Here is a 22464-nt window from a genome sequence, read left to right as displayed (position 1 = left end):
CTTGAGTCCATCGCCAGCAAGCTGGCTCCTACAGCTTCCCCGCGTGGGCACGGTCCCCCTGTGGGAGCTGGCTTGCCAGCGATGGTGGTTAACGATAACGCGTGTAAACCGGATAAACGCAGCGCACTTGAGTCCATCGCCAGCAAGCTGGCTCCTACAGCTTCCCCGCGTGGGCACGGTCCCCCTGTGGGAGCTGGCTTGCCTGCGATGGTGGTTAACGATAACGCGTGTGAACTGGATAAACGCAGCGCCCTTCAGCAGCGCACTCAACGACTGATCTTCAACTCCTGCCGAACCTGATGTTTTTCCAGCGCCAGTTCAATCAACCGCGTCACCAGCTCGCTGTAGGTCATGCCGGTGGCCTGCCACAATTTCGGGTACATGCTGATGCGGGTGAAACCGGGCAGCGAATTGATTTCGTTGATCAGCACTTCGCCGCTGTCGGTCAGGAACACATCGACACGGGCCAGGCCGGAACAGCCCAGCACCTGGAACGCCTCGACGGCCAGGGCGCGGATGCGCTCGCTGGCCTCGACGCTGATATTGGCCGGCACCACGACTTCTGCGGCCGTGTCGTCGATGTATTTGCTGTCGTAGGAATAGAACCCGCTGCGCACCACAATCTCGCCGCAACCACTGGCGATCGCCTCTTCATTGCCGAGCACAGCGCATTCAATCTCGCGGCCGCTGACGGCGGACTCGATCAACACCTTGGTATCGAAACTCAAGGCCAGTTCCACCGCCGAGGTGTATTCGGCCTCGTCGGTGACCTTGCTCACGCCCACGGAAGAGCCCTGGTTCGCCGGCTTGACGAACAGCGGCAAACCGAGCCGGGACTGAACCTCGGCAAACCCGGTGCGCGCCGCCGAGGCACGGGTCAATGTCACGAAGGGCGTCACGGCCAGGCCGGCATCGCGCAGCAGACGCTTGCTGATGTCCTTGTCCATGCAGACCGCCGAGCCGAGCACATCGGAGCCGACAAACGGCAGATCGGCCATACGCAGCAAACCTTGCAGGCAACCGTCTTCACCCAGGGTGCCGTGGACGATCGGGAAGATCACATCGACATGGCCGAGCATTTCCTGACTGCTGGTTTCCACCAGTTGCTGGCTGGCTTTGCCCGGCACCACGGCCAGCTCGCGATTGGACTGATTGAGGGCGATCAGCGCCGGGTTTTCCTGATTCAGCAAAAAGTTGGAAGGGTCGTTGAGGTGCCAGTGGCCTTGCTTGTCGATGCCGATCAGCACCGGCTCGAAGCGTGAACGATCCAGCGCATCGACGATGTTTTTCGCCGACTGCAGCGACACTTCGTGCTCTGCCGAGCGCCCCCCGAAAATGATCCCCACACGCAATTTGCTCATGACCTGACCTCATCCTGACAAATAAAAAACAACCTGTAGCGAATGCGCCCCACAGTGCAGTATTTGCCCTGGGTTTTCTAGCAGGCAAGCCGCCTTCCGATCAGAAGACAGGGAACCGCCGGGTGGGTTACCGTGTTGCGCATCAAGCTCAAGACAACAATCACCATGGCCAAGCGTCCACCTCGCAATGACTGGTTCCTTCGTGCGCCCGATGTCGGCGGGCTTCAGCGTTTCGAGGCGTTTTTTGCCGGCCATGGCTACGACCTTCACCGCCATGACACCTATGCCATCGGCCACACCCTGGCCGGGGTGCAGAGTTTTCAGTATCGCGGTGGCTGGCGTCACAGCCTGCCGGGCGCAACGATTGTGCTGCACCCGGACGAAGCCCACGATGGCGAAGCCGGTACCGAGTCCGGTTTCCAGTACCGGATGATGTACATCGAGCCGGCACTGATCCAGCAGATGCTCGGCGGGCAACCGCTGCCATTCATCAAGACCGGGCTGTCGAGCGATCCCCGCTTGTTCGCCGCCACGGGAGCGTTGTTGCGCAGCCTGGATTGTCCGCTCGACCCGCTGGAAGAACAGGATGCCTTATTCGACCTGGCGCAAGCCTTGAACGCGGTTTCCGGTGTGCCGAGCAAACGCTCGGGCTTCGACTACGTGGCCGCGCAACGTGCGCGGGAATACATCCACGGCGCCCTCGATCGTACCGTTACACTCGATGAACTGGCGCAGCATAGCGATCGGGATCGCTGGAGCCTGTCCCGGGATTTTCGCCTGTTGTTCGGCACCAGCCCCTACCGCTACCTGACCATGCGGCGTCTGGACATGGTCCGTGCGCTACTGATTCAGGGTCAGACGCTGGTCAGTGCCGCGTTGATCGCAGGCTTCACCGACCAGAGCCACATGACTCGGCAATTCAGCAAAACCTACGGCCTGTCACCGGCCCGCTGGATGAACATGCAGCGCCGTTGAGCCACGCACAATCGTACAAGAAGCGTACTGAGTCGCTGGCTATCGTGGGTTCACAAACAACCGCGAGAGCAGTTTCATGAACGCTTACGAAAGCCTGAACTTCGCTGAAAAAATCAACCGGATCGACTCGCACTGGTCACCCCGGGTCATCGCCGAAATGAACGACTATCAGTTCAAGGTGGTAAAACTGCTGGGGGACTTTATCTGGCACGACCACCTTGATACCGACGAAACCTTCATCGTGCTCGAAGGCCGGTTGCGCATCGATTTTCGCGATGGCCACGTGCTGGTGAACGCCGGGGAAATGTACGTGGTGCCCAAAGGTGTCAAGCACAAACCCTATGCCGGGCAGGAGGTAAAACTCCTGTTGATCGAACCCAAGGGCGTGCTCAACACCGGCAGCGAAGGTGGCGAGCGCACGGCCGAGAATGATGTGTGGATCTGAGCGCCGACCGGCTTACGCCTGCAAGGTCTTGCCGTCCACCGGCTCGCCAATAGTCAGGAAGTGCCCGCCCGCCACGTGGTGCAAGGTGCGCAAGGCATCTTGCCCTTCGAAGTGCCAGCGTCCTTCGCTGAACACGCGCTCGTCGGCCTGGGCGGCAATCACTTCGGCCAGGAACAGATCGTATTGCTGGTGGTTGTTCGGTTCTGGCAACAGGCGACATTCCAGCCAGGCCACGCAGCCCTCGAGCATCGGCGCATCGACCGATTCACCGGTGAAGGTCTGCAAGTCGTAGGTCGCGAACTTGTCGCGCCCCTGGCCCTGGGTCAACTCCAGGCCGGAGGTCGAACCGACGGTCTGCACAATGTCGGCCTGGGCAGCGCAAGGAACATTCAGCACAAAAGTGCCCGAGGCTTCCAGCAACTGGCGAGTCCAGGTGGACTTGTCCAGCACCACGGCAATTTTCGGCGGTTCGAAATCCAGCGGCATGGCCCAGGCTGCCGCCATGATATTGCGCTGGCCATCGTGAGCGGCGCTTACCAGAACGGTCGGGCCATGATTGAGCAGACGATAAGCCTTGGACAAGGGAACCGGACGGCGGTGGGAAGCGCTCATGGAAGTCTGCTCCTGGAGGAAAAGAGCCAATTGTAGCGACATCCCAAATGAAAAGATCGCAGCCTGCGGCAGCTCCTACAGAGTGGGCCAAAGAAACTTGGGCGCTGCAATTTGAACCCGCAGCAGTTCTGCTCTCCAATGCCGAGCCCATCGCTCGGGGACACGTTGGCAACCTTCATACTCTCGCGAACGCGGCGCACACTTCCAGCGCTTCACCCGTTTCTCCCAGCCCCTCCTAACCTTGGCGCCTTTTTTGGCCCTGAAACAGGAGGCTTCTGGTATGCGCGTAGGATGCGTCCGGGATGTTGGCGTGTCGGGTCTGCAGGACTAATTCGACGTACTTGAAGGGGGACAAGTCGAGGGCTTTTCGATTTCTTTCAGGAGCTTTTTGGCATGCAAGTTTTTGCGTGTTTAAAAGCTCGCCAAGTTACCTCACGAAAGCCACAGCGCCTTGCGTCGTTGCCTACACATACCCCAGAATCCGCCGGCTTGTGCGCCTTGGGGCTGGGTTTTATCGTTTGCCGGTCGCTGAAATAACAGCGATCGGGTTTGGTAGCCCGTTCTCATATGGCGTATAGCGTCATCATTTACAGGTGCATTTCTACGGCACTTGTATCAATGGTGACCATGCGCAGGGCACCCTCGGGTGCGCCGGGTTTGCCATATGGGCCGGTCTACCAACCTTCGTATGGTCACCACCATTCGTTTGGTAGCGAGGGTGATGACTCCATCAATCCCATATGGAGTTTCATCTATGTTCAAACCGACACCTAACCCACCGGAAGCCGATGCGGAAACGCCTTCAGAAACCCTGGATTCAAATACACTTCACGAGCCGTCTGAACGTATCCCCTCAGCCGCCGACATCCGCGCCACCCCACGCAAGCTCTGCACCATGTTTATCGTCAACAAGGACCTCCATGCCGAAATCCTGCTGGCCCATGCCTGTGAGTCGCTGGCCTCGGCCAATGTCATGACCATGGATCTGGCGGATCGTACGGAAGGGACAAGTCGAAATACGCTGTTGGGGATTGCCCAAGTCATCATGCTGGGGGAACTGGCGGTAAACCGGGCGCTGTATCGGATTGATCCGCCCGAATAGAAATCGAAAGATCAAAAGATCAAAAGATCAAAAGATCAAAAGATCAAAAGATCAAAAGATCAAAAGATCAAAAGATCAAAAGATCGCAGCCTGCGGCAGCTCCTACATTGGATTGGTGTGCACGCTGCGATCTCTCGACAATCAGACCCTAGTTGGACAACTGATTGGCAAACTGCCCCACCGCATTGACCACTTTCTGGGCGCCGTCCTGGATCTCGACAATCACCGTGCCCGCTTCCGCTGCCAGTGCCAGGCCCTGTTCGGCCTGGAGTTTGCCATCGGTCATCAATGCCACGGCGTTGCGCGCCATGTCCTGGTTCTGCCGCACCACGAGGACGATTTCGTCGGTGGCCTGGCTGGTGCGCGACGCCAGTTGCCGGACTTCATCCGCCACCACGGCGAAGCCGCGACCCTGCTCGCCTGCACGCGCCGCTTCGATGGCCGCGTTGAGCGCCAGCAGATTGGTCTGTTCGGCAATGCCGCTGATGGTTTTGACGATGGTACCGATCACCAGCGACTGCTCGTTCAAGGCTTCGATGCCGTCGCCGGCGGTTTGCATGTGTTTGGCCAGGTCACGCATCACGTCCACGGCCTGGGTCACCACGGCGTTGCCGCGCTGGGCGCTTTGGTCGGTTTGCTGCGAGGTGCTGTAGGCAATGTTGGCGGCTTCGGCGACGGCCTGTTCCTGATTGACCTGATCGGTAATCACCGTGGCGAACTTCACCACTTTGTAGAGATTATTGTTGGCATCGGTCACCGGGTTGTAGGACGCCTCAAGCCAGACGGTACGACCATGGCTGTCGACACGTTTGAAACGGCCGGCCACGTACTCACCCGCGTTCAGGCGACGCCAGAAGTTCTGGTACTCGGCACTGTTGTATTCCTCCGGCTGGCAGAAGGTGCGGTGATGCTTGCCTTTGATCTGCGCCAGGCTGTAACCCATGCCAGCGAGGAAGCGGTCGTTGGCGGTCAGCACGTTGCCATTGAGGTCGAATTCGATCACCGCCGTGGAGCGCACCAGCGCACCGATCAGGTTCTCGTGTTCACGGGAGGCCTCGATGGTGCGGGTCAGGTCGCTGGAGAAAATCGAAAAGTTCTTGATCCGCCCGTCCGCCGAGCGCACCGGCTGCAGGATCGAACGCAACCAGGCTTCCTGGCCCGTGCCGCGCAACAGGCGTACCGCACCGGCGAAGTGCTCGCCACGGGTCAACGCGTTCTTGAAGCGCTGCTGGAATTCGTCGAATTTCACGTGTTCCGGGACGAGGTCGTCGATGTGTCGACCGATCAGCTCACCACTCTTGTAATGCATTTCGCCGAGGAAGTTCTGATTGACCGACTGAACCCGTCCATCGCTGTCGAGGGTCAGCACCAGCATCTCGCTTTCCAGACTTTCCTTCACTTGCTGGAGGCTGGAGAGTTCTTCACGAAGAGCCGACAGCTCCTGCTTCAAGCGTTTATTGAACATGGAAAAGCACCGATGGACAGGGGTAGAAAGCGATATGCAGCCTAACCATCGGCCATGGAAACATTTACTTAAGCGTGTTTCAGGTTTGTCCTACAAAAATAGTGACGACGCGCCCGATCAATGCGCGCCAGCGGCAGAACAGCCTGCGATTCTCGGCATCCGCACACCGAAGTACGCCGCACTGCCCACGCCCACCGCCCCCATCACCGCACTGAACATTACGCAGATCCACGGACTCCACGGCATCAGGCCGATCAACAACAGTGGTGTGATGCTCGCCCACGCGGCGTAGGCAATGTTGTAAGTGAACGAGATGCCCGAGACGCGAATCCGCGCGGGGAACAGGCTGACCATCACCGATGGCACCGCGCCGACCACCCCGCAGGCCAGCCCTGCCACGGCGTAAGCCAGGCCGATCCAGTCACCGCCCATGATCAGACAGCTGTAAAGCACACCGATGCCCAGCGGCAGCAGCAGGCTATAGAGCATCACCGTGCGCCAGGCGCCAATGCGGTCGACCAGCAGCCCGGCGAGCACGCAGCCGAGGTTCAGGAACACGATGCCCAGTGCGCTCAAGGCGAAGGTATGGCTGGCGGTCATGCCAAAGGTTTTCTGCATCATGGTCGGGGTAATGACCACGAAAACCACCACGGCCGAGGTCAGCACACAGGTGAGAATCATCGCGGGCAAAATGGCCAGCCGATGCTTGCGCAAGACCGTGCGCAGCGGCAGTTCGCCGGCCGCCTCACGCTGCGCCTGCATGGCCATGAACACCGGGGTTTCGCTGAGCCAGCGACGCAGCCAGACGCCGATCACACCAAACACGCCGCCCAGCAGGAACGGGTAACGCCAGGCGTAATCGAGAATTTCCACCGGAGTGAAGGCCTGCGCCAGGAAGGTCGCGGTCAATGCACCGATCAGATAGCCGAACGTCAGCCCCGCCTGCAGGAAACCCAGGGCATAGCCTCGGTGACCGATCGGCGCATGCTCGGCGACGAAAACCCAGGCACTCGGCACTTCGCCGCCCACTGCCGCGCCCTGGAGAACGCGCAGGACCAGTAGCAACAAGGGTGCGAAATAACCGATTTGCGCGTAGGTCGGCATGATCCCGATCAGCAGGCAGGGCAACGCCATCATCAGGATGCTCAGGCTGAAGACTTTCTTGCGCCCCAGGCGATCGGCGAAGTGCGCCATCAGGATGCCGCCCAACGGTCGCGCCAGGTAACCGGTGACGAAAATCCCGAAGCTTTGCAGCAGGCGCAGCCACTCGGGCATTTCCGGCGGGAAGAACAACTGGCTGAGGGTCAGGGCGAAAAACACGAAAATGATGAAGTCGTAGATTTCCAGCGCCCCGCCGAGGGCGGCAAGCCCCAGGGTCTTGTAGTCCGAGCGGCTGAACGGCGCCGGGCGCGAATCGGTGTTGGCAGTCATGTAAAGAACTCTGGCACAGGCAAAAACCAAGGCGCCCATGGTCTACGCAAACGCGCTGGCGGACAACCCGTTAGACCAAAGTCCCATAGCCACAAATCAGCCCCGCAAAAATCCTCGGCTTGAATTAATGTTGGCGCTTGTCCAGACGGGCGGTTACCGCCCCGAAGACCACTACAAACATAAAAATTCGAGGTACCCCCGTGGCCGCTGATATCGAAGATAGCCGCTCCGCCCGCTTTGCCCTGCGCTGCTCAAGTTTTGCCGAACGCTGGTTCCCCGACTCCTGGGTGTTTGCTGCCCTGGCGGTGATTATCGTGGCGGTGGCCACCATCGCCATGGGCGCCAAGCCCACCGACGCCGCCATGGCCTTCGGTGATGGCTTCTGGAGCCTGATCCCTTTCACCATGCAGATGGCCTTCGTGGTGATCGGCGGTTATGTGGTCGCCAGTTCGCCACCGGCAGTGAAACTGATCGACCGTCTGGCGAAAATCCCGAAAAACGGCCGCTCTGCCGTCGCCTGGGTCGCGCTGATCTCGATGGTCGCCTCGTTGCTGAACTGGGGCTTGTCCCTGGTGTTCGGCGGATTGCTGGTGCGCGCCCTCGCCCGCCGCACCGATCTGAAAATGGATTACCGTGCCGCCGGTGCCGCCGCCTATCTGGGGCTCGGTGCCGTGTGGGCCTTGGGCCTATCGTCATCGGCCGCTCAACTGCAGGCCAACCCGGGCAGCCTGCCGCCCTCGATTCTGTCGATCACCGGGGTGATTCCATTCACTCAGACGATCTTTCTCTGGCAGTCCGGTGTGATGTTGCTGGCCCTGATCGTGATTTCGCTGATCATCGCCTACGCCACCGCCCCCGGCCCGAATTCGGCGCGTGACGCCAAGGCCTGTGGTGTCGACCCGAGTTTCAACCTGCCACCGCTGCAACCACGCACCCGCCCCGGCGAATGGCTGGAACACAGCCCGCTGCTGACGATTCTGCTGGTATTGCTGGCTGCCGGGTGGTTGTTCCATGAGTTTTCGACCAAACCGGCCATCAGTGCGATTTCCGGGCTGAACACCTACAACTTCCTGTTCATCATGCTGGGGGCCCTGCTGCACTGGCGCCCTCGCAGCTTTCTGGATGCCGTGTCCCGTGCGGTGCCGACCACCACCGGGGTGTTGATCCAGTTCCCGCTGTATGGCTCGATCGCGGCACTGATGACCACGGTCAAAGGCGCCGATGCGCAGACCCTGGCGCATCACATTTCGACCTTCTTCGTCAGCATTGCCTCCCACGACACCTATGCCGTGCTGATGGGTGTGTACTCGGCGATCCTCGGCTTCTTCATTCCGTCCGGTGGCGGCAAGTGGATCATCGAAGCGCCGTACGTGATGCAGGTGGCCAATGACCTGAACTATCACCTGGGTTGGGCGGTACAGATCTACAACGCCGCCGAAGCCTTGCCGAACCTGATCAACCCCTTCTACATGCTGCCATTGCTGGGCGTGCTGGGGCTGAAGGCGCGGGACCTGATCGGTTTCTCGTTCGTGCAGTTACTGGTACACACGCCACTGGTGCTAGTGTTGTTATGGGCACTGGGGACGACGCTGGCGTATTTGCCGCCAGTCATGCCGTAACCCAAAAGGGGCCGGTATTGATCGGCCTCTTGTTTTTCCGCCCGTCGGTTTCAGTATCTGCTGGTCTAATACGCTGAAAAGGATCTGAGCATGTTCAAACTTGCGGCACTCACCCTCGCAGCCTTCACTCTGAGCACCACCGCCCACGCCGATGTCAATTTGAAGCTGGGCACGACCGAACGCGTTACCCGCCTCTTCGCCTACCCCAACAATTGCAACGTGATCTGCTTTCGCAACTGGACGCTCGAGCAAACCGTCGAGCATTACCTGACCCAGAGCGTGCAGCGCGATGGCTACGGCGACGCGAAGGTTCTGGTCAAAACCGATAACGGTCAGCTCCACGCGGAAATCATCGGTGTGCCCAATGGCTATGAAAAACCATTGGCAGCGCTGCTCGATGCCGGGGACCTGGCCTATAACGGCGCCAGCAAACTGAATGCCGACGGCAAGTGGGCGTACAGCTGGTACCTGTTCCTGCCGCTGGGCATGGCCCTGGAGAACCGCAGAAGTGTCGAGTTGCTGCACTTCCCGCCCGACTATTCGTTGACCCAGGCCCAGGATTACCTGAAGTCCGCCACCACGGATCGCTGGGCCTCGCTGCTCACCGTCAATGGCATCCCGGCCGAGCAGACGCCAGCCTTTCAAACCATCATCGACATCGCCCCTATCGCCGCCCCCTCCAACGCCGGCAAGGACCTGGAGGGTGTCTACAGCTACTTCAACGACTACCAGACCACCATGGTCAGGAACGTCAGCCTGCACGCCAGCGGTGAAACATTGCCGATGGTCGCCTTCGGCTCACCGGTGCGTAACTGGATCAAGCAACAATACGGGGCGACCGTGAATGTACTGGGGCTGGCGACGATCAGCCCGAGTGACGGGGTGAAAGTGCGGGTGCTGGGTTCCAACCACCCAAGCTACATCTGGTATGCCGCCGATCCGGCAAGCTATACCGGCAACGACGCCAAGGCCAAGGCCGATGCGGCGGGGCTGAAAGTCATGGGCCAGGATTTGAGTGCCGCCTGCTGGCAGGCCGTCATGGGCCGCCAACCGGACAGCAATGCCGATATCGAGCTGAAAACCTGCACACAAACCTGGCAAGTGGCCGAGAAGGATAAAACCTGCGCGCTGTTCTACACCTCGATTCGCAACCTGACACCGGGACAGGCGGCAGCCAAATGCTCGACAGCAGCGATCCAGTTGCAGCTCAAACAGCTCAAGGCCCCCGCACCGGCCACCGCCCTGCCCGCGCCACCGCTGTAAACCGACTATCGGCAGTCCATCTGTCAGTTATGACAGTAGACCGCCCGCGATATCTGCGAGAGGCTTGGGCCGTACCCCATGTGCTGCAGCGCTGACTGGACCGTCAGCCGATGGAAGCCGCAGCACCCAGCCGACAGGGATCGTTATGAAAGCCGATGCACTGCGCAAGTCTCTCGCACCGCCGCCGCAGGGTGTTTACCCTTTTGTGGAGTTACCCCCGCACCTCGGATATCCAACCCTGGCCGATTTCGAGATTATCTCGAACGACCAGGGCACACCCATGGCCGCGGCAGCGTTGCGCGAGTTTCCCCGCATAAGCCGGATCTGCCGGGTATCGGGGCATTTGCTGCCCTGTCGTGGTCGGCATACCCGACAACTGGCCCGAGATATTCATGTCCATGACCCGCATTTCTGCGGGTTGCTGCGCCACTCTTGCGACCCGAACGTGTTTCTCGACATGAGTGAGCTGTGGTTGTGGGCACTCAAAGACATTCAGAAAGGTGACTGGCTGTCGATGGATTACGCCGCCACGGAGGACAAACTGCTGCGCCAGTTCGCCTGCCGCTGCGGTTCATACAACTGCCGGGGCTGGATCACCGGCTTCGATGAAGCGCCGAATGCCGACGGCCAGCTGTTTTTGCAACAGTGGCGTCGGCAAAGTCCGCGCTGAAGGGCTTTACAGGGGTTCGAACGGACGCAGGCGGTACTGCGGCGGCAACTGCTCGAAGCCGCTGATGGTGGCGTTCAGGCTCTTCCAGCGACCGTCCTTGATACCGTAGATGCAGCCATGAATCGACAGGCTCTGCCCACGGTGCCAGGCGTTTTGCACAATGCTGGTGTGCCCGACGTTGGCCACTTGCTGGATCACGTTGAGTTCGCAGAGACGGTCGACCCGCTCTTCTTCGGTGGCCAGTTTGGCGAGTTCTTCGCGCTTTTCGTAATACAGGTCGCGAATCGAGCGCAGCCAGCCGTCGATCAGGCCGAACTGGCGATCCTGCATCGAGGCGCGCACGCCGCCGCAGCCATAGTGGCCAGTGACGAGGATGTGCTTGACCTTGAGTACGTCGACCGCGTACTGAATCACCGACAGGCAGTTGAGGTCGGTGTGCAGCACGACGTTGGCCACATTACGGTGTACGAACAGATCGCCCGGCAGCATGCCGACGATCTCGTTGGCCGGCACCCGGGCATCGGAACAACCGATCCACAGGAACTCCGGGGTCTGTTGGCGGGCCAGCTTGGCGAAGAAGTCAGGATCCTCCTCCTTGATCGCAGCGGCCCAACGCTCGTTGTTATCAATCAGATCTTGTAATTCGTTCATGCTCTGAAGCCTCAAGAATGATGCGCAGCTTTGACTGACAACCGTCCGTCGAGGTCACGCGCGAAATGCGGATGCTCTCCTGATCCGGTACACGGGGCTCCATGCCGGTGGAATTCTCGGTAGCCACGTGGGTCAACCGTAGTAAGGCCTACAGTATGAGGAATTGCCATGAATGATTCACGACGTCCGTACGATGCGGTGCAACCGGAACCCGTCGACGACAACGAAGACCGCATGGGCTCGGTGCGTGAGCTGGATTTCGACACCGAAGAACCCAGCGCCAGGATCGGTGACGAACTTCCGGAAAACGAGCGCGAACAACTGATGCCGCGCCGCCGCGGACGTGAAGCAGGCCTGACGGGGGCCTCGACCGGCGACCATCAACCTACCGACGACGACATGAGCCCGGAAACCCTGATACGTGAAGACGGCGCCCGGGATGCCCATGAGGCGGGCAATGACAAACGCGCGGATTGGGACCTGAGCATCGTCGATGAGGACGATATTGGCGGTGGTAATGGCCTGGATGAAGCGGAAATGGCGCAGCGCGATCCTCTCGACAAAAAACGCTGAATTCCACGGACACCTGTAGGAGCTGCCGAAGGCTGCGATCTTTTGATCCTTGAAAAGATCGCAGCCTTCGGCAGCTCCTACAGGGTTCAATCGACCAACGTGCAGGCCATGAAGGGTTCAATCGACCAATGTGCAGGCCATGACCACCGCATCTTCGCGACCACCCACCGCCGGGTAGTAATCCCGGCGCCGGCCGATTTCGTTGAAACCATAACGCTCGTACAGTTTGAACGCCGCGGTATTGCTGTCGCGCACTTCCAGGAAACACTCCCGGGCGTCGGCCTTGTAGGCAATCGACATCAAATGCTCCAGCAATGTCAGCCCCAGGCCGCGGCCCTGGTTTTCCGGCTTGACCGTGATGTTCAGCAGGTGCGCCTCGTCGAGGATGATCTGCACCACACCGTGGCCCACCTGTTGCTGGCCTTCGAACATCAGCCAGATCTGGTACTTGCCCAGGCCGTCGAGGAAAATCCCGCGGGTCCAGGGATGGCTATAGGCCGCGTACTCGATTTTCAGCACGGTTTCCAGGTCCGCCTCGGTCATCGGGCGAAACGATACAGCGTCACTCATTCGATTCTTTCCAGCGCGCCATCAGCCGACGCATGGCTTGCCAGACATCAGCCTTACGCTGTGGCTCTTCCATTAATAATTCCAGGCCCGGTACCGCCCAGGCCGACCCCAGACCTTCGATCTGCAACTCGCGATTGAACGCCTCGGCATCCGCTTCGCCGGCAAAACGCACGGCGGGCAGGCCGACCAGCCACAGGCAGGCGCACGGCGTTTCTTCCATGCGCACCGAGAGAAAACCTTGCACGAAGTCGCGGGCCGCTTCCGGGCCCTGGTCCATCGTGCCACGCACCAACAGCGGCCAGCGCACCGGCTCGCCGACGATCTGCGGGCTGTCCGGCAGACCGGCGGCGCGCAGCATGTCCTTGAGCAGCAGATAAGCAGGGTCGCGGGTCTGGAAGGATTCGCCTGTGGGTAACTCCACCAGCAGCAGGCAACGCCCGGCCCGCAGCAACTGCAGGGCGAAACGCGGCGGCGGCACGACCGGCGCCTTGACCACGACGGGTGCCTCTTCGGCCTCTTCCACCGGTTTGGCACCGGTGCGGGTGCTCGCCAGCGATGGCCGCGGCACCTCGATCTTCACCCGCTCGGCCGGTTTGACCACAGGCGCCACGGGCGTCTCAGCCGCGACAGCCGGCACGGCAGGCGCGACCACGACCGGCTCGGGTATCTCCAGCAGCTCGGGGCGTGACGGCGCAGCAAAGGGCAATTCGGTGCGCGGCAGCCAGTTGACCACCTGCATGGCGTTCAAATAAGCGCGACGACGGGACTCGATAAGCAAAGGTCGGCCACTTGTGGATAACTAAAGTGCGCTGATTCTACCGCCGTTCGCACAAGATCGCGCGCTGTTGATCGATAGACTTCACGGACAGAAATAACAACAGCCCGTCCCGAGAGTGAATCGCATTGCCCCCGATGCAGTACAATCGCTGCTTTTAATCGCCAACCAGCCGGCCATTCCGATGATCGAACCCAAGCGCGTCTTGCGCGCCCTCGCTGAACACTGGGCACTTCTGGAGCCACTGTGCGAGCACTTCGACCAAGGCACACTGAGCCTCAACGAACTGCGCACGCAACTGGCCGCCCAGCAACTCGACAGCACGCCGCAGGACATTACCAGCCTGCTCGACGTGTGGATTCGCCTCGACATCCTGGTTCCCGTGGCCAAAAGCCCGAACCGTTTCGAGCTCAATGCGCAGATTCACGACTTCCTTGCCTATCTGCGCCGTGAACACCGCCTGGGCCTGTGCCTGGAGATCGAAGCCTACCTGCGCCACCTTGAGCGTCTGGCCGGCTACATCCAGGACGCGTTCGACATACGCGACGGCAATGACCTGGCCCGCCAGTTGCGCTTGCTCGACATGCGCGTGCGTGACGTGCTGAAAAAACTCGATAACGACGAACAGGCACTGGTGGCCGTCGCCGAACGGGCGAAAACCAGCGACCGGCAGATTCCGTTGCGCCAGCGTTACGCGGAAGTGCTGGCGACCTGGGACGAATACGTCGAGCCGATGATTGATCTGGTGAATGCCGACGGCGCCTTCGAACAAGGCGTGCGCAAGGTCGAAACCGTGCTGCTGAAGATGCTCAGCGAACAGCAGCGCCTCGGCCACCTGGTCGACGACGACATGCTGCTGCGCACCCACGCGCGCATCCTCGAAATGCAGACCAGCGCCCAGCTGACCCTGCGACATGCCCGCGAGCTGCTCTTGCCGTTGCGTGAAGAGGCCCGCCGGCACAACGCCGTGACCCGTGGCGCAGCGCTGGCCCTGGCCGCCATCCGACGCAAGGGCATCGATGCCGTACCACAAGCGGCGATGCCGCTGTTCACACGGCCGCAAAGCACTTTCCTCGGCAGCGCCAGTCAGGTTGAAGCCTACGTCTACGCGCTGGCGCGTTTCGAACCGAAACCGGCGCGCTTCCCCAAGGCGCACAAAACGCAAAAAGGCGAAGCCCCGCGCGCGCCTCGCACGGTTCGGGAAATGCTCGAACGCTGCGAAGACGCCCTGCCGATGCCGGACCTGATGACCTGGCTGCTGGAGCAGGAACCGGACGGCGCCACCGACGAATTGCTGTACTGGTTCTCGCGCCTGTCGCGGGAAAAACGCTTCAAGCGCGAGCGTCTGGAACGTCGCGAATACCATACTCACGAGCACCAGGTCAGCCTGCGCTCCTTCGCCCTGCTCTCGGTCAGCGATGACGCCGCCGAGAATTCTGCGAGCACTCCTTATGCATCTTGATCTATCCGAACTGTCCCATCTGGCACCGATCTTTCGCGAGCTGTTCAAGGGTTACCACGTCAGCCGCCGCGATCCGGAGCTGTACGCACAGTTGTCGAACTTTCAGGACCAATACCGCACGCTGTTCAAGGCACTGGGTTTTGAACTGGTCTGCGACACCCGCGGCTTCTACTACTTCGTGCCGGACCTCGCGGCAGCGGCGGTGAACAAGACCGCCCAGCGCCTGGCGCTGTTCACCTTCATCCTCGTCGAGCACCTGGCCGACCAGGGCCGCGACCCGATCTCCGTGCTCGACGGTGGCAGCCTCGGCCGCGATGAGCTGCCGTCGCTGCTGGAAAAGTACCGCGACCTGTTCATCCAGGCCGAAGTGCAGACCCAGGACGAGCTGGAAGAAAAGATCATGCGCCGCATGACCCAACTCGGTTTCGCCAGTGAAGAAAACGGCGTCTACCGTTTCCTGCCGCCGATGCACCGTTTCCTTGATGTGTGCCTGTCGGTGCAGCAAGACCGCGATCTGGCCGCCAGCCTGCACAGCGTCCTGCCGTTGCCGGTACCGGTGCTGATCGACGAAGACAGCGACGAAAAACTGCTGCAGACCGACGACCCGCTCGACTTGAGCGAATTCGAAAGTGAAAGCGAAGAAGACGCCCTGGCCCGGGCCATTGCCGAAGAACAGGAGCTCGACGCATGAGCAAGGAACGTTACGGCATCCGCCGTTTTGCCCTTTTGAACACCGCCGGCTACAGCCTCGGCCTGTTCCCGCTGGAAGAGCCGCTGTCGGTCTACGGCGCGAACAACCTCGGTAAATCCGCCTCGATCAACGCCTTGCAGTTCCCGATCCTGGCGCGCATGTCGGACATGAGCTTCGGCAAGTACAGCCTGGAACAATCCCGGCGTTTCTACTTCGCCTCGGACACCAGCTACATCCTGGTCGAAGTCAACCTGCCCCACGGTCCGCACGTGATCGGTGTGGTCGGTCGCGGCCCCGGTGGCGGTTTCGGTCACCAGTTCTTTGCCTACGCCGGCAAGCTGGACCTGGCCCACTACCAGAAAAACGACACCTGCCTGCGTCAGAAAGAGCTGTTCACGAACCTTGAGCGCGAAGGCCTGAAAGCCTACGAACTCAAGCCGGACGAACTGCGCCGCTTGCTGGTCGGTGGCCACACCTCGATCCCGCTGGACCTGACGCTGATCCCGCTGCGCTCCACCAGCGAGCAGAGCCTGAAGACCTTCCGCGCACTGTTCATCAACTTGCTGCACATGCGCGAAATCACCGCGGCCAAACTCAAGCAACTGTTCCTCGATGCCTTCGAACACAGCCTGCGTTCCGGCAGCGTCGATTACATTGCCGCGTGCGAAGAAGCCTTCCGCGATGTACGACGCATGGAGCAGGACTACAACTCGCTGGTCGCCGCCGGTCCGCTGGTCGAAGCGCTGGCCAACGGCGTGAAGCAACGCGACATTCTGCGCGGCAAACTGCACCGTATCTCACCGCTGCTCGACTCATTGCTGGGCACCTGGTCGGACTACGCCAGTGCGCGCAAGGAAGAGCTGACCATTCAGGCCGAGCACTACCGCAACGAGCAGGACGCCCTGCAGAACGACCAGCGCGGTGGCACTCAGGAACTGATGCGCCTGGAACGGGAAATCACCGGCATCCAGCGCTGGCTCGGCGAATTGTCGGTGCTCAAGCATCGCTTTGCCCTGGTCGATGACGTCAAGGTGCTGGAGCAGCAACTGCTGGCCGCCAAGGACGCCCACGATGAACTGGCCGGCGCCTTGGCGCAGTCTCGTCAGTTCAGCGCCGAAGACCTCGACGAGCGCCTGCGCGACCTGGAAAAACGCCTGAAGTCGGTCAAGCAGCAGCTCGATCACGCCGACAACAACAGCTACGCCCGACTGCGCGAAGAGTTCTCGCAGCAGGACGTCGAGCGCCTGATGCGTCTGTTTAACAGTGCGCTGTTCAGCCTGCCGCTGGGCGAACATGGCATCACCCTCGACGAAAACGGCGACTGGGTGAAATCCGTGGAGCTGATCCTCGACGGCTTCAAAGGTGAACGCTTCGAAGTGCCGGGCCTGTCCATCGACATCTCGCACATCGAACCGCCGGCCTTGCAGGCTCTGGCTGACCGTGCGGCCCTGCGCGACCAGAAAGAGCGCCTGGAAAAAGAACTCAAGCAACTGAAAACCCAGCAAGCCGTAGCTGCCGACCGTGCCGCGAGCAAGACCCAGACCGAAGTGCTGTACCAGCAAGTGCTGGATGCGCAGAAAGCCCTGGAAGATTTCCGTCGCGCGCAAACCCTGAGCGCCGAAGAAGGCGACAAGCTGGAACAGATGGCTCAGATGGAAGCCGCACAGGACGAATTGAAACGTTCCAGCGATGCCTTCACCGAGCGCGTCCAGCAACTGTCGGCCAAGCTGCAACTGGTCGGCCGGCAGATCGGCGACATGGAAGCCAAGCAACGCACCCTCGACGACGCCCTGCGCCGCCGCCAGCTGTTGCCGGCGGACCTGCCGTTCGGCACGCCGTTCATGGACCCGATCGACGACTCCATGGACAACCTGCTGCCGCTGCTCAACGACTATCAGGACAGCTGGCAAGGCCTGCTGCGGGCCGACGGCCAGATCGAGGCGCTATACGCTCAGGTGCGCCTCAAGGGCGTGGCCAAGTTCGACAGCGAAGACGATATGGAGCGTCGCCTGCAACTGTTGATCAACGCCTATGCACACCGTACCGACGAAGCCCTGACCCTGGGCAAGGCTCGCCGTGCCGCCGTGACGGACATCGCCCGGACCCTGCGCAACATCCGCAGCGACTACGACAGCCTCGAACACCAGCTGGCGCTGTTCAACCGCGAAATCAACAAACGCCAGGTCTCCAACCTGCAAAGCTTCCGCATCGTGCTCGCGCCGAACAAGGAAGCGCTCAAGCACATCGACCAGATCATCCACAGCGCCGGTCAGTACGAGGAAGGCGAAACCCTGTCGGTCTTCGACCTCAGCCAAAGTGCCGAGCAGGACAACAAGAACGAAGAGGCCAAGGAATACCTGGCACGGCTGGTGGCGGCGAACCACAACCAGCTCGGCCTCAAGGACTTGTTCGAGCTGGCGTTCGAGATCACCAAGGTCAACGGTCAGCCGGTGATCCACACCGACATCGACGGCGCCGCGTCCAACGGCACCACCATGACCATCAAGGCGCTGACCAACATGTACTTGTTGCTGCACTTGATGGACCGTGACCAGGCCGGTCGTGTACGCCTGCCGTACTACCTCGATGAAGCGGCGGACATCGATGAGAAGAACCAGGCCGCGTTGCTGGAAACCAGTCTGCAACTGGGCTTCGTGCCGATCCTGGCGAGCGTGAAGCCGCAGGTCTGCGCCAGTGTCGCCATCGACCTGGAAGGCGGCAGCGGCCCGGCCGGCATCTACATCGACGAGGCGGACTGGAAGTACATCCGTCGTCACGATCAGGTCAAGGCGACGGTCAACGAACAAGCGGATGAACCGGAGCTGGATGCGGTCTGACGCTTGAATCGAGGGCAATGAAAAAGGCCGCGATCCATTGGATCGCGGCCTTTTTTACGACTTGTTTTTAGGCTTTCGGTGCATTTGAAGGCCTCTTCGCGAGCAGGCTCGCTCCCACATCAGATCGGTGTAACGCAATCCATTGTGGGAGCGAGCCTGCTCGCGAAGACGGCAGCACAGACACCAAAAAACTACTTGCCGAGCGAAATCTTCGGCGCCCAGGTCAGCCATTCCTCTTCGAACTTGTCGAACAACGCGAATGTCTGCTCCGGTCGCGCCGGGCTACCCATGCGCTCGCCGTCCGGCGTGGCGAAAGCAACACCGCCCTGAATCATCGTCTCCAGGGACTCAGTGCGCACCGTTGCCCCCCTGAACAGTCCGACATCGAAGTCGAAACCGCTAGTGTTCCAGAACCGTGTGCCGCTACGCACCAATGGCGCGTACTTCGGCTCGATCAGGATATGGATCAGGACACGATCAGCGGTCTGCCCCAATTCATAACCCGTTACCTTGCCCACCGTGATTTCGCGATACGTCACCGGCACACCGGCCTTCAGCGAACCGCGACGAGCGGCGCTCAACACCAGACTCAAACCGTCCTCACGCTTTACAGCTTCAGGCGGACTGGCCAGGGCCATGAAGCTTTTCTGCGGCCCCAGATTCTTGGCAGCTGGCAGCACTTCGATGTATTGCCCGGTCACCAGGGTTTCAAGGTTCGATGTCTTGATCAGCCCCAGTTCAGGCTTGACCACCCAGAACTGACTGCCGACCCGGGCGATGCGCTCCGGCACTTCGGTAATCCGCGCGGTCAGCAGCACCGATTGCAGGTCGTCACTCAGGTCAACGTCCTCGATCTTGCCGACATCCAGGCCCTTGAAGCGAATCGGTGTGCCCGTACGCAATCCATCGGCGCGATCTACCTTGATGGTAATCACCTCGCCCTTTTGCGTGGCGTCGTCATGGCTGGCGAACAAGCGGAAACGTGGAATGCGCTTTTGTAGCGGCGCCTTGGCTTCCGGGGTTTCAAACGCGATACCGCCGGCCATCAGGCTTTGCAGCGATTCACTCTTGACTTGAATGCCACCGGTCAGGCCACCCGAGAGCGTGATACCGCTGGCATTCCAGAAGCGTGTCGAGGCGTTGACCAGATCCTCGTATTCCTTCTCGATATGCACACCGATGATCAATTGCTTTTTTTTGCGCGAGAACTGATAGCTCTGTACCGAACCGACCTTGACCTGCTTGTAGAGAACCGGGCTGCCGACTTCCAGCGAGCCAAGGTTTTCGGTGAACAACACCAGGTGCAGGCCCGGCGCACGCAGATCCAGGGGTGGCGCCTTGGGCCGCGCCACGAATTCGCGTTGCGGCGCGGCCCCCTTGTCGCCAGGACGCACAGCGATGTAGTTACCTTTGACCAGCGCCTCGAGCCCGGTAATCCCGGCGAGAGAAATCGACGGTTTGACCACCCAGAACTGCGTGCCGTCGACCAGGTAATCTTCGGCCAACGGGTCCATCGTCAACTCGGCGGTGGCCCCGGACAGGTCAGGATCGACCTTCAGCGCCTTGAGATTGCCAACCTGAATGCCTTTGTACATCACCGGCGTACGACCGGCCTGCAAGCCTTCGAAGTCGCTGAGCTTGACCTTGATCCGGATACCGGCCGCCGCTGCATCGAAGTCTTCATAGAGTCTGAACGGCAGGCTTGGGTCGGTAGGCGGGCTTTCCTTACGGTTTTCGGGTGTAGCGAACGCAATACCACCGGCGACAATGCTGGCCAGGGATTCACTGCGAATCTTCACTCCCGACAGATTGGCGTCGATGCTGACGCCGCTGGCATTCCAGAAACGTGTGTGTTTGCGCACCAGCTTGGCGTATGTCGGCTCAATGAAGACCTTGAGCTCGACGGTGCTCTGGTCCTCGGACAACACATAGCTTTTGATCTGGCCCACTTTGATCTGTTTGTAAAACACCGGACTGCCACGGTTCAGCGAGCCCAGGCGGTCAGCCTTGATGGTCAGGTGCAGACCGGGCTGGGCATCGGAAAGTGGCGGTTCCTGGGCCAGGGCCTTGAACTTGCGAACCGGTTCACCCTCGCCCGGACTGATCGCAACGTAGTTGCCCGAAACCAGCGTCTCAAGACCGGTAATCCCTGCCAACGTCACGCTCGGCTTGACCAGCCAGAAACGCGTGCTGGTGCGCAGGTATTGCTCTACGTCCTTGTTCATTTCGATGCTGGCGATCACGCCTTTGGAACTGCCTTCGTCATCGAGCTTGAGGCTTTTTACCTTGCCGACCGACATGCCTTTATAGACAACTTCGGTCTTGTTGGCCTGAATGCCTTCGCCACTTTCAAAGCGTACCTGAATCTCGATACCGGTCTCGTTATAGGCACGCCAGCCGAGCCAGCCGCCGATGATCAAGGCGATCAGGGGCAACACCCAAATGGCAGACCAGTTCGAAGCCGGTCGGGTTTTCGCTACAGGCAAATCAGTCATGGTCGTCGTCCGACTCCGTGTTATCCCAAATCAGTCGGGGATCAAAGGTTACTGCGGCAAGCATCGTCAGAATCACCACCGAGGCGAAGGCGATGGCGCCAAGATTGGCTTCGATACTGGCAAGCCGCCCAAAATTCACGACCGCCACGAGGATGGCAATCACAAAGATATCGAGCATCGACCAGCGGCCGATGAATTCAATGAAACGGTACATCCAGATACGCTGGCGAGCCGAAAGGGGCTGACGGCGCTGCACGGAAAACAGCAGCAGAGCAATGCCCACCAACTTGAACGTGGGCACCACGATACTGGCGATAAACACCACGGCCGCAATGGGGAACATGCCGTAGTGCACCAACTCGATCACACCCGCCATGATCGTGCTGGGCGCTCCTTTGCCGAGGGAGTTCACGGTCATGATCGGCAACAAATTGGCCGGTATGTAAAGAATGGCGGCGGTAATCAGCAATGCCCAGGTGCGCACCAGGCTATTCGGGCTGCGGGCATGCACCAACGCTCCGCAGCGTGTACAGACCTGCTCGTCGGTATCAGCTTCCTGCCTGTTCAATTCATGACATTCCTTGCAAATCAGAATGCCTGCATCAATCGCCCGCATGGGCATCCTCTCCTGATAACGCTTGCCAGATCTGGTGAGGCGACATTACGACCTCCAGCCAGACTTGAATCAGCAATAAACCAATGAAGCACGCCAGGCCGAGGCCGACGGTGATGGCTGCCATATCTGCCAGTTTGACGATCGCCACCAGCACGCCCATGAAGTAAACCTCGAGCATCCCCCATTCGCGTATATGGTGATAAATGCGATAGAGCAACAAACCGTAGCTGCGCCCGACATCAAAACGGATACTCAACAATACGGCCAATTGGCACAGCAGCTTGAGCAGCGGGATCCCCATGCTGCACAGGAATACAATCACTGAAACGCTTTGCATGCCCGTGTCAAAAAGGGCGACAACGCCGCTCCAGACAGTGTCTTGCGAAGACTGCCCGAGTAGATGGAGCTGCATGATGGGTAAAAAGTTCGCCGGAATAAACAACAACAAGGCGGCTATGACCAGGGCGAGACTGCGCTGTACGACGTTGTACCGATTGGCATAAAGCTCGTAGCCGCAGCGCGGGCACAGGGCTTTTTCGCCATGGGCGAGTTCTGGCTTACGCATGAGCAAGTCGCACTCATGACAGGCAACCAGATTCTCCAGTGGTAATTCTGACAGCTCTTTGGCGTCAACCGAATCCGGCATAAGCGCTCTGACTCTGAAAAAGTTGGACCTATTCTAGTGTCCCGGGACAAAAATAACTGCGCCAATTTGTGCTTGATTGAGCGTGCTTTTTCTACGCCAAAAACAAAACCCCAATTGCTTTCGCAATTGGGGTTTCGGAATTTAATCTTGACGATGACCTACTCTCACATGGGGAAACCCCACACTACCATCGGCGATGCGTCGT

19 protein-coding genes and 2 pseudogenes are annotated in these 22464 nt (G+C 60.0%); 10 read left to right on the top strand and 11 right to left on the bottom strand.

The features are described from left to right. Positions 1-266: 266 nt before the first annotated feature. Positions 267-1361, bottom strand: coding sequence for a D-alanine--D-alanine ligase (gene ddlA / locus AC3WJW_RS14810; RefSeq protein ID WP_493726529.1), 1095 nt, complete (start codon positions 1359-1361; stop codon positions 267-269). Positions 1362-1526: 165 nt separating this feature from the next. Here ddlA and AC3WJW_RS14805 point away from each other — a divergent pair, with 165 nt between their 5' ends. Together AC3WJW_RS14805 and AC3WJW_RS14800 are read left to right on the top strand one after the other, a co-directional pair. Then, positions 1527-2336: an AraC family transcriptional regulator gene (locus tag AC3WJW_RS14805; RefSeq protein WP_493726669.1), complete on the top strand. Its 810-nt coding sequence runs from the start codon at positions 1527-1529 to the stop codon at positions 2334-2336. Positions 2337-2412: 76 nt separating this feature from the next. Continuing rightward, positions 2413-2781, top strand: coding sequence for a cupin domain-containing protein (locus AC3WJW_RS14800; RefSeq protein ID WP_493726528.1), 369 nt, complete (start codon positions 2413-2415; stop codon positions 2779-2781). 12 nt (positions 2782-2793) lie between these two features. Here AC3WJW_RS14800 and AC3WJW_RS14795 read toward each other — a convergent pair whose 3' ends face one another. Then, entirely contained in the window at positions 2794-3393 is a 600-nt protein-coding gene (locus tag AC3WJW_RS14795; RefSeq protein ID WP_493726527.1) for a flavin reductase family protein, read from the bottom strand. Positions 3394-4147: 754 nt separating this feature from the next. On the opposite strand from AC3WJW_RS14795, the gene AC3WJW_RS14790 reads away from it, so the two are divergent. Next, positions 4148-4495 (top strand): DUF6124 family protein, encoded by a 348-nt coding sequence (locus AC3WJW_RS14790; protein WP_493726526.1) that lies wholly within the window; start codon positions 4148-4150, stop codon positions 4493-4495. A gap of 148 nt (positions 4496-4643) precedes the next feature. Here AC3WJW_RS14790 and AC3WJW_RS14785 read toward each other — a convergent pair. The 3 genes and pseudogenes from AC3WJW_RS14785 to AC3WJW_RS14775 form a co-directional block, all read right to left on the bottom strand. Further along, positions 4644-5081, bottom strand: a pseudogene (locus AC3WJW_RS14785) (methyl-accepting chemotaxis protein); the annotation flags it as partial. A 150-nt stretch (positions 5082-5231) separates the two neighbouring features. After that, a pseudogene (locus AC3WJW_RS14780) lies at positions 5232-5870 on the bottom strand (PAS domain-containing protein); the annotation flags it as partial. Between the two features lie 207 nt (positions 5871-6077). Beyond that, positions 6078-7391, bottom strand: a complete 1314-nt coding sequence (locus tag AC3WJW_RS14775; protein WP_493726525.1) for an MFS transporter — start codon at positions 7389-7391, stop codon at positions 6078-6080. A 200-nt stretch (positions 7392-7591) separates the two neighbouring features. Here AC3WJW_RS14775 and AC3WJW_RS14770 point away from each other — a divergent pair, with 200 nt between their 5' ends. From AC3WJW_RS14770 to AC3WJW_RS14760, 3 genes are all read left to right on the top strand, one after another. Then, entirely contained in the window at positions 7592-9010 is a 1419-nt protein-coding gene (locus tag AC3WJW_RS14770; RefSeq protein ID WP_493726524.1) for a short-chain fatty acid transporter, read from the top strand. A 90-nt stretch (positions 9011-9100) separates the two neighbouring features. Continuing rightward, positions 9101-10273, top strand: a complete 1173-nt coding sequence (locus AC3WJW_RS14765; RefSeq protein ID WP_493726523.1) for a hypothetical protein — start codon at positions 9101-9103, stop codon at positions 10271-10273. 145 nt (positions 10274-10418) lie between these two features. After that, on the top strand, positions 10419-10943 hold the full coding sequence (locus AC3WJW_RS14760) for an SET domain-containing protein-lysine N-methyltransferase (RefSeq protein WP_493726522.1): 525 nt from the start codon (positions 10419-10421) through the stop codon (positions 10941-10943). Positions 10944-10949: 6 nt separating this feature from the next. Here the strand turns inward: AC3WJW_RS14760 and can are convergent, their stop codons facing one another. Further along, a complete protein-coding gene (gene can / locus AC3WJW_RS14755; protein WP_007978048.1) occupies positions 10950-11594 on the bottom strand; it encodes a carbonate dehydratase in 645 nt (214 codons plus the stop codon). A gap of 168 nt (positions 11595-11762) precedes the next feature. On the opposite strand from can, the gene AC3WJW_RS14750 reads away from it, so the two are divergent. Beyond that, entirely contained in the window at positions 11763-12167 is a 405-nt protein-coding gene (locus tag AC3WJW_RS14750) for a serine kinase/phosphatase (RefSeq protein WP_493726521.1), read from the top strand. 117 nt (positions 12168-12284) lie between these two features. On the opposite strand, the gene rimI is transcribed toward AC3WJW_RS14750, so the two are convergent. Both rimI and AC3WJW_RS14740 read right to left on the bottom strand, forming a co-directional pair. Further along, the gene (gene rimI / locus AC3WJW_RS14745) at positions 12285-12737 is read right to left on the bottom strand and encodes a ribosomal protein S18-alanine N-acetyltransferase (protein WP_007978046.1); all 453 of its coding nucleotides are present in this window, start codon (positions 12735-12737) and stop codon (positions 12285-12287) included. After that, positions 12730-13476, bottom strand: coding sequence for an energy transducer TonB (locus AC3WJW_RS14740; protein WP_493726668.1), 747 nt, complete (start codon positions 13474-13476; stop codon positions 12730-12732). Before AC3WJW_RS14740 ends, rimI begins: the two co-directional genes overlap by 8 nt. A gap of 220 nt (positions 13477-13696) precedes the next feature. On the opposite strand from AC3WJW_RS14740, the gene mksB reads away from it, so the two are divergent. From mksB to mksF, 3 genes are read left to right on the top strand one after another with little or no spacing between them, the layout of a single operon-like run. Next, positions 13697-14974 (top strand): Mks condensin complex protein MksB, encoded by a 1278-nt coding sequence (gene mksB / locus AC3WJW_RS14735; RefSeq protein ID WP_167399525.1) that lies wholly within the window; start codon positions 13697-13699, stop codon positions 14972-14974. Next, entirely contained in the window at positions 14964-15665 is a 702-nt protein-coding gene (gene mksE, locus AC3WJW_RS14730; RefSeq protein WP_007978043.1) for an Mks condensin complex protein MksE, read from the top strand. The genes mksB and mksE overlap by 11 nt, the downstream gene beginning before the upstream one ends. After that, a complete protein-coding gene (mksF, locus tag AC3WJW_RS14725; protein WP_102701500.1) occupies positions 15662-18502 on the top strand; it encodes an Mks condensin complex protein MksF in 2841 nt (946 codons plus the stop codon). Before mksE ends, mksF begins: the two co-directional genes overlap by 4 nt. A gap of 191 nt (positions 18503-18693) precedes the next feature. On the opposite strand, the gene AC3WJW_RS14720 is transcribed toward mksF, so the two are convergent. From AC3WJW_RS14720 to AC3WJW_RS14710, 3 genes are read right to left on the bottom strand one after another with little or no spacing between them, the layout of a single operon-like run. Further along, complete coding sequence (locus AC3WJW_RS14720; protein ID WP_493726520.1) at positions 18694-20997, bottom strand: PqiB family protein; 2304 nt, start codon at positions 20995-20997, stop codon at positions 18694-18696. Then, entirely contained in the window at positions 20990-21613 is a 624-nt protein-coding gene (locus AC3WJW_RS14715; RefSeq protein WP_102701498.1) for a paraquat-inducible protein A, read from the bottom strand. Before AC3WJW_RS14715 ends, AC3WJW_RS14720 begins: the two co-directional genes overlap by 8 nt. Next, entirely contained in the window at positions 21600-22259 is a 660-nt protein-coding gene (locus AC3WJW_RS14710; protein WP_015096843.1) for a paraquat-inducible protein A, read from the bottom strand. The genes AC3WJW_RS14715 and AC3WJW_RS14710 overlap by 14 nt, the downstream gene beginning before the upstream one ends. Between the last annotated feature and the right edge of the window lie 205 nt (positions 22260-22464).

It is taken from the genome of Pseudomonas sp. GW821-FHT07G06 (assembly GCF_058986625.1).
The sequence above is the reverse complement of the archived record's forward strand: the minus strand, read 5'-3'. Positions and strand labels throughout refer to the sequence as shown.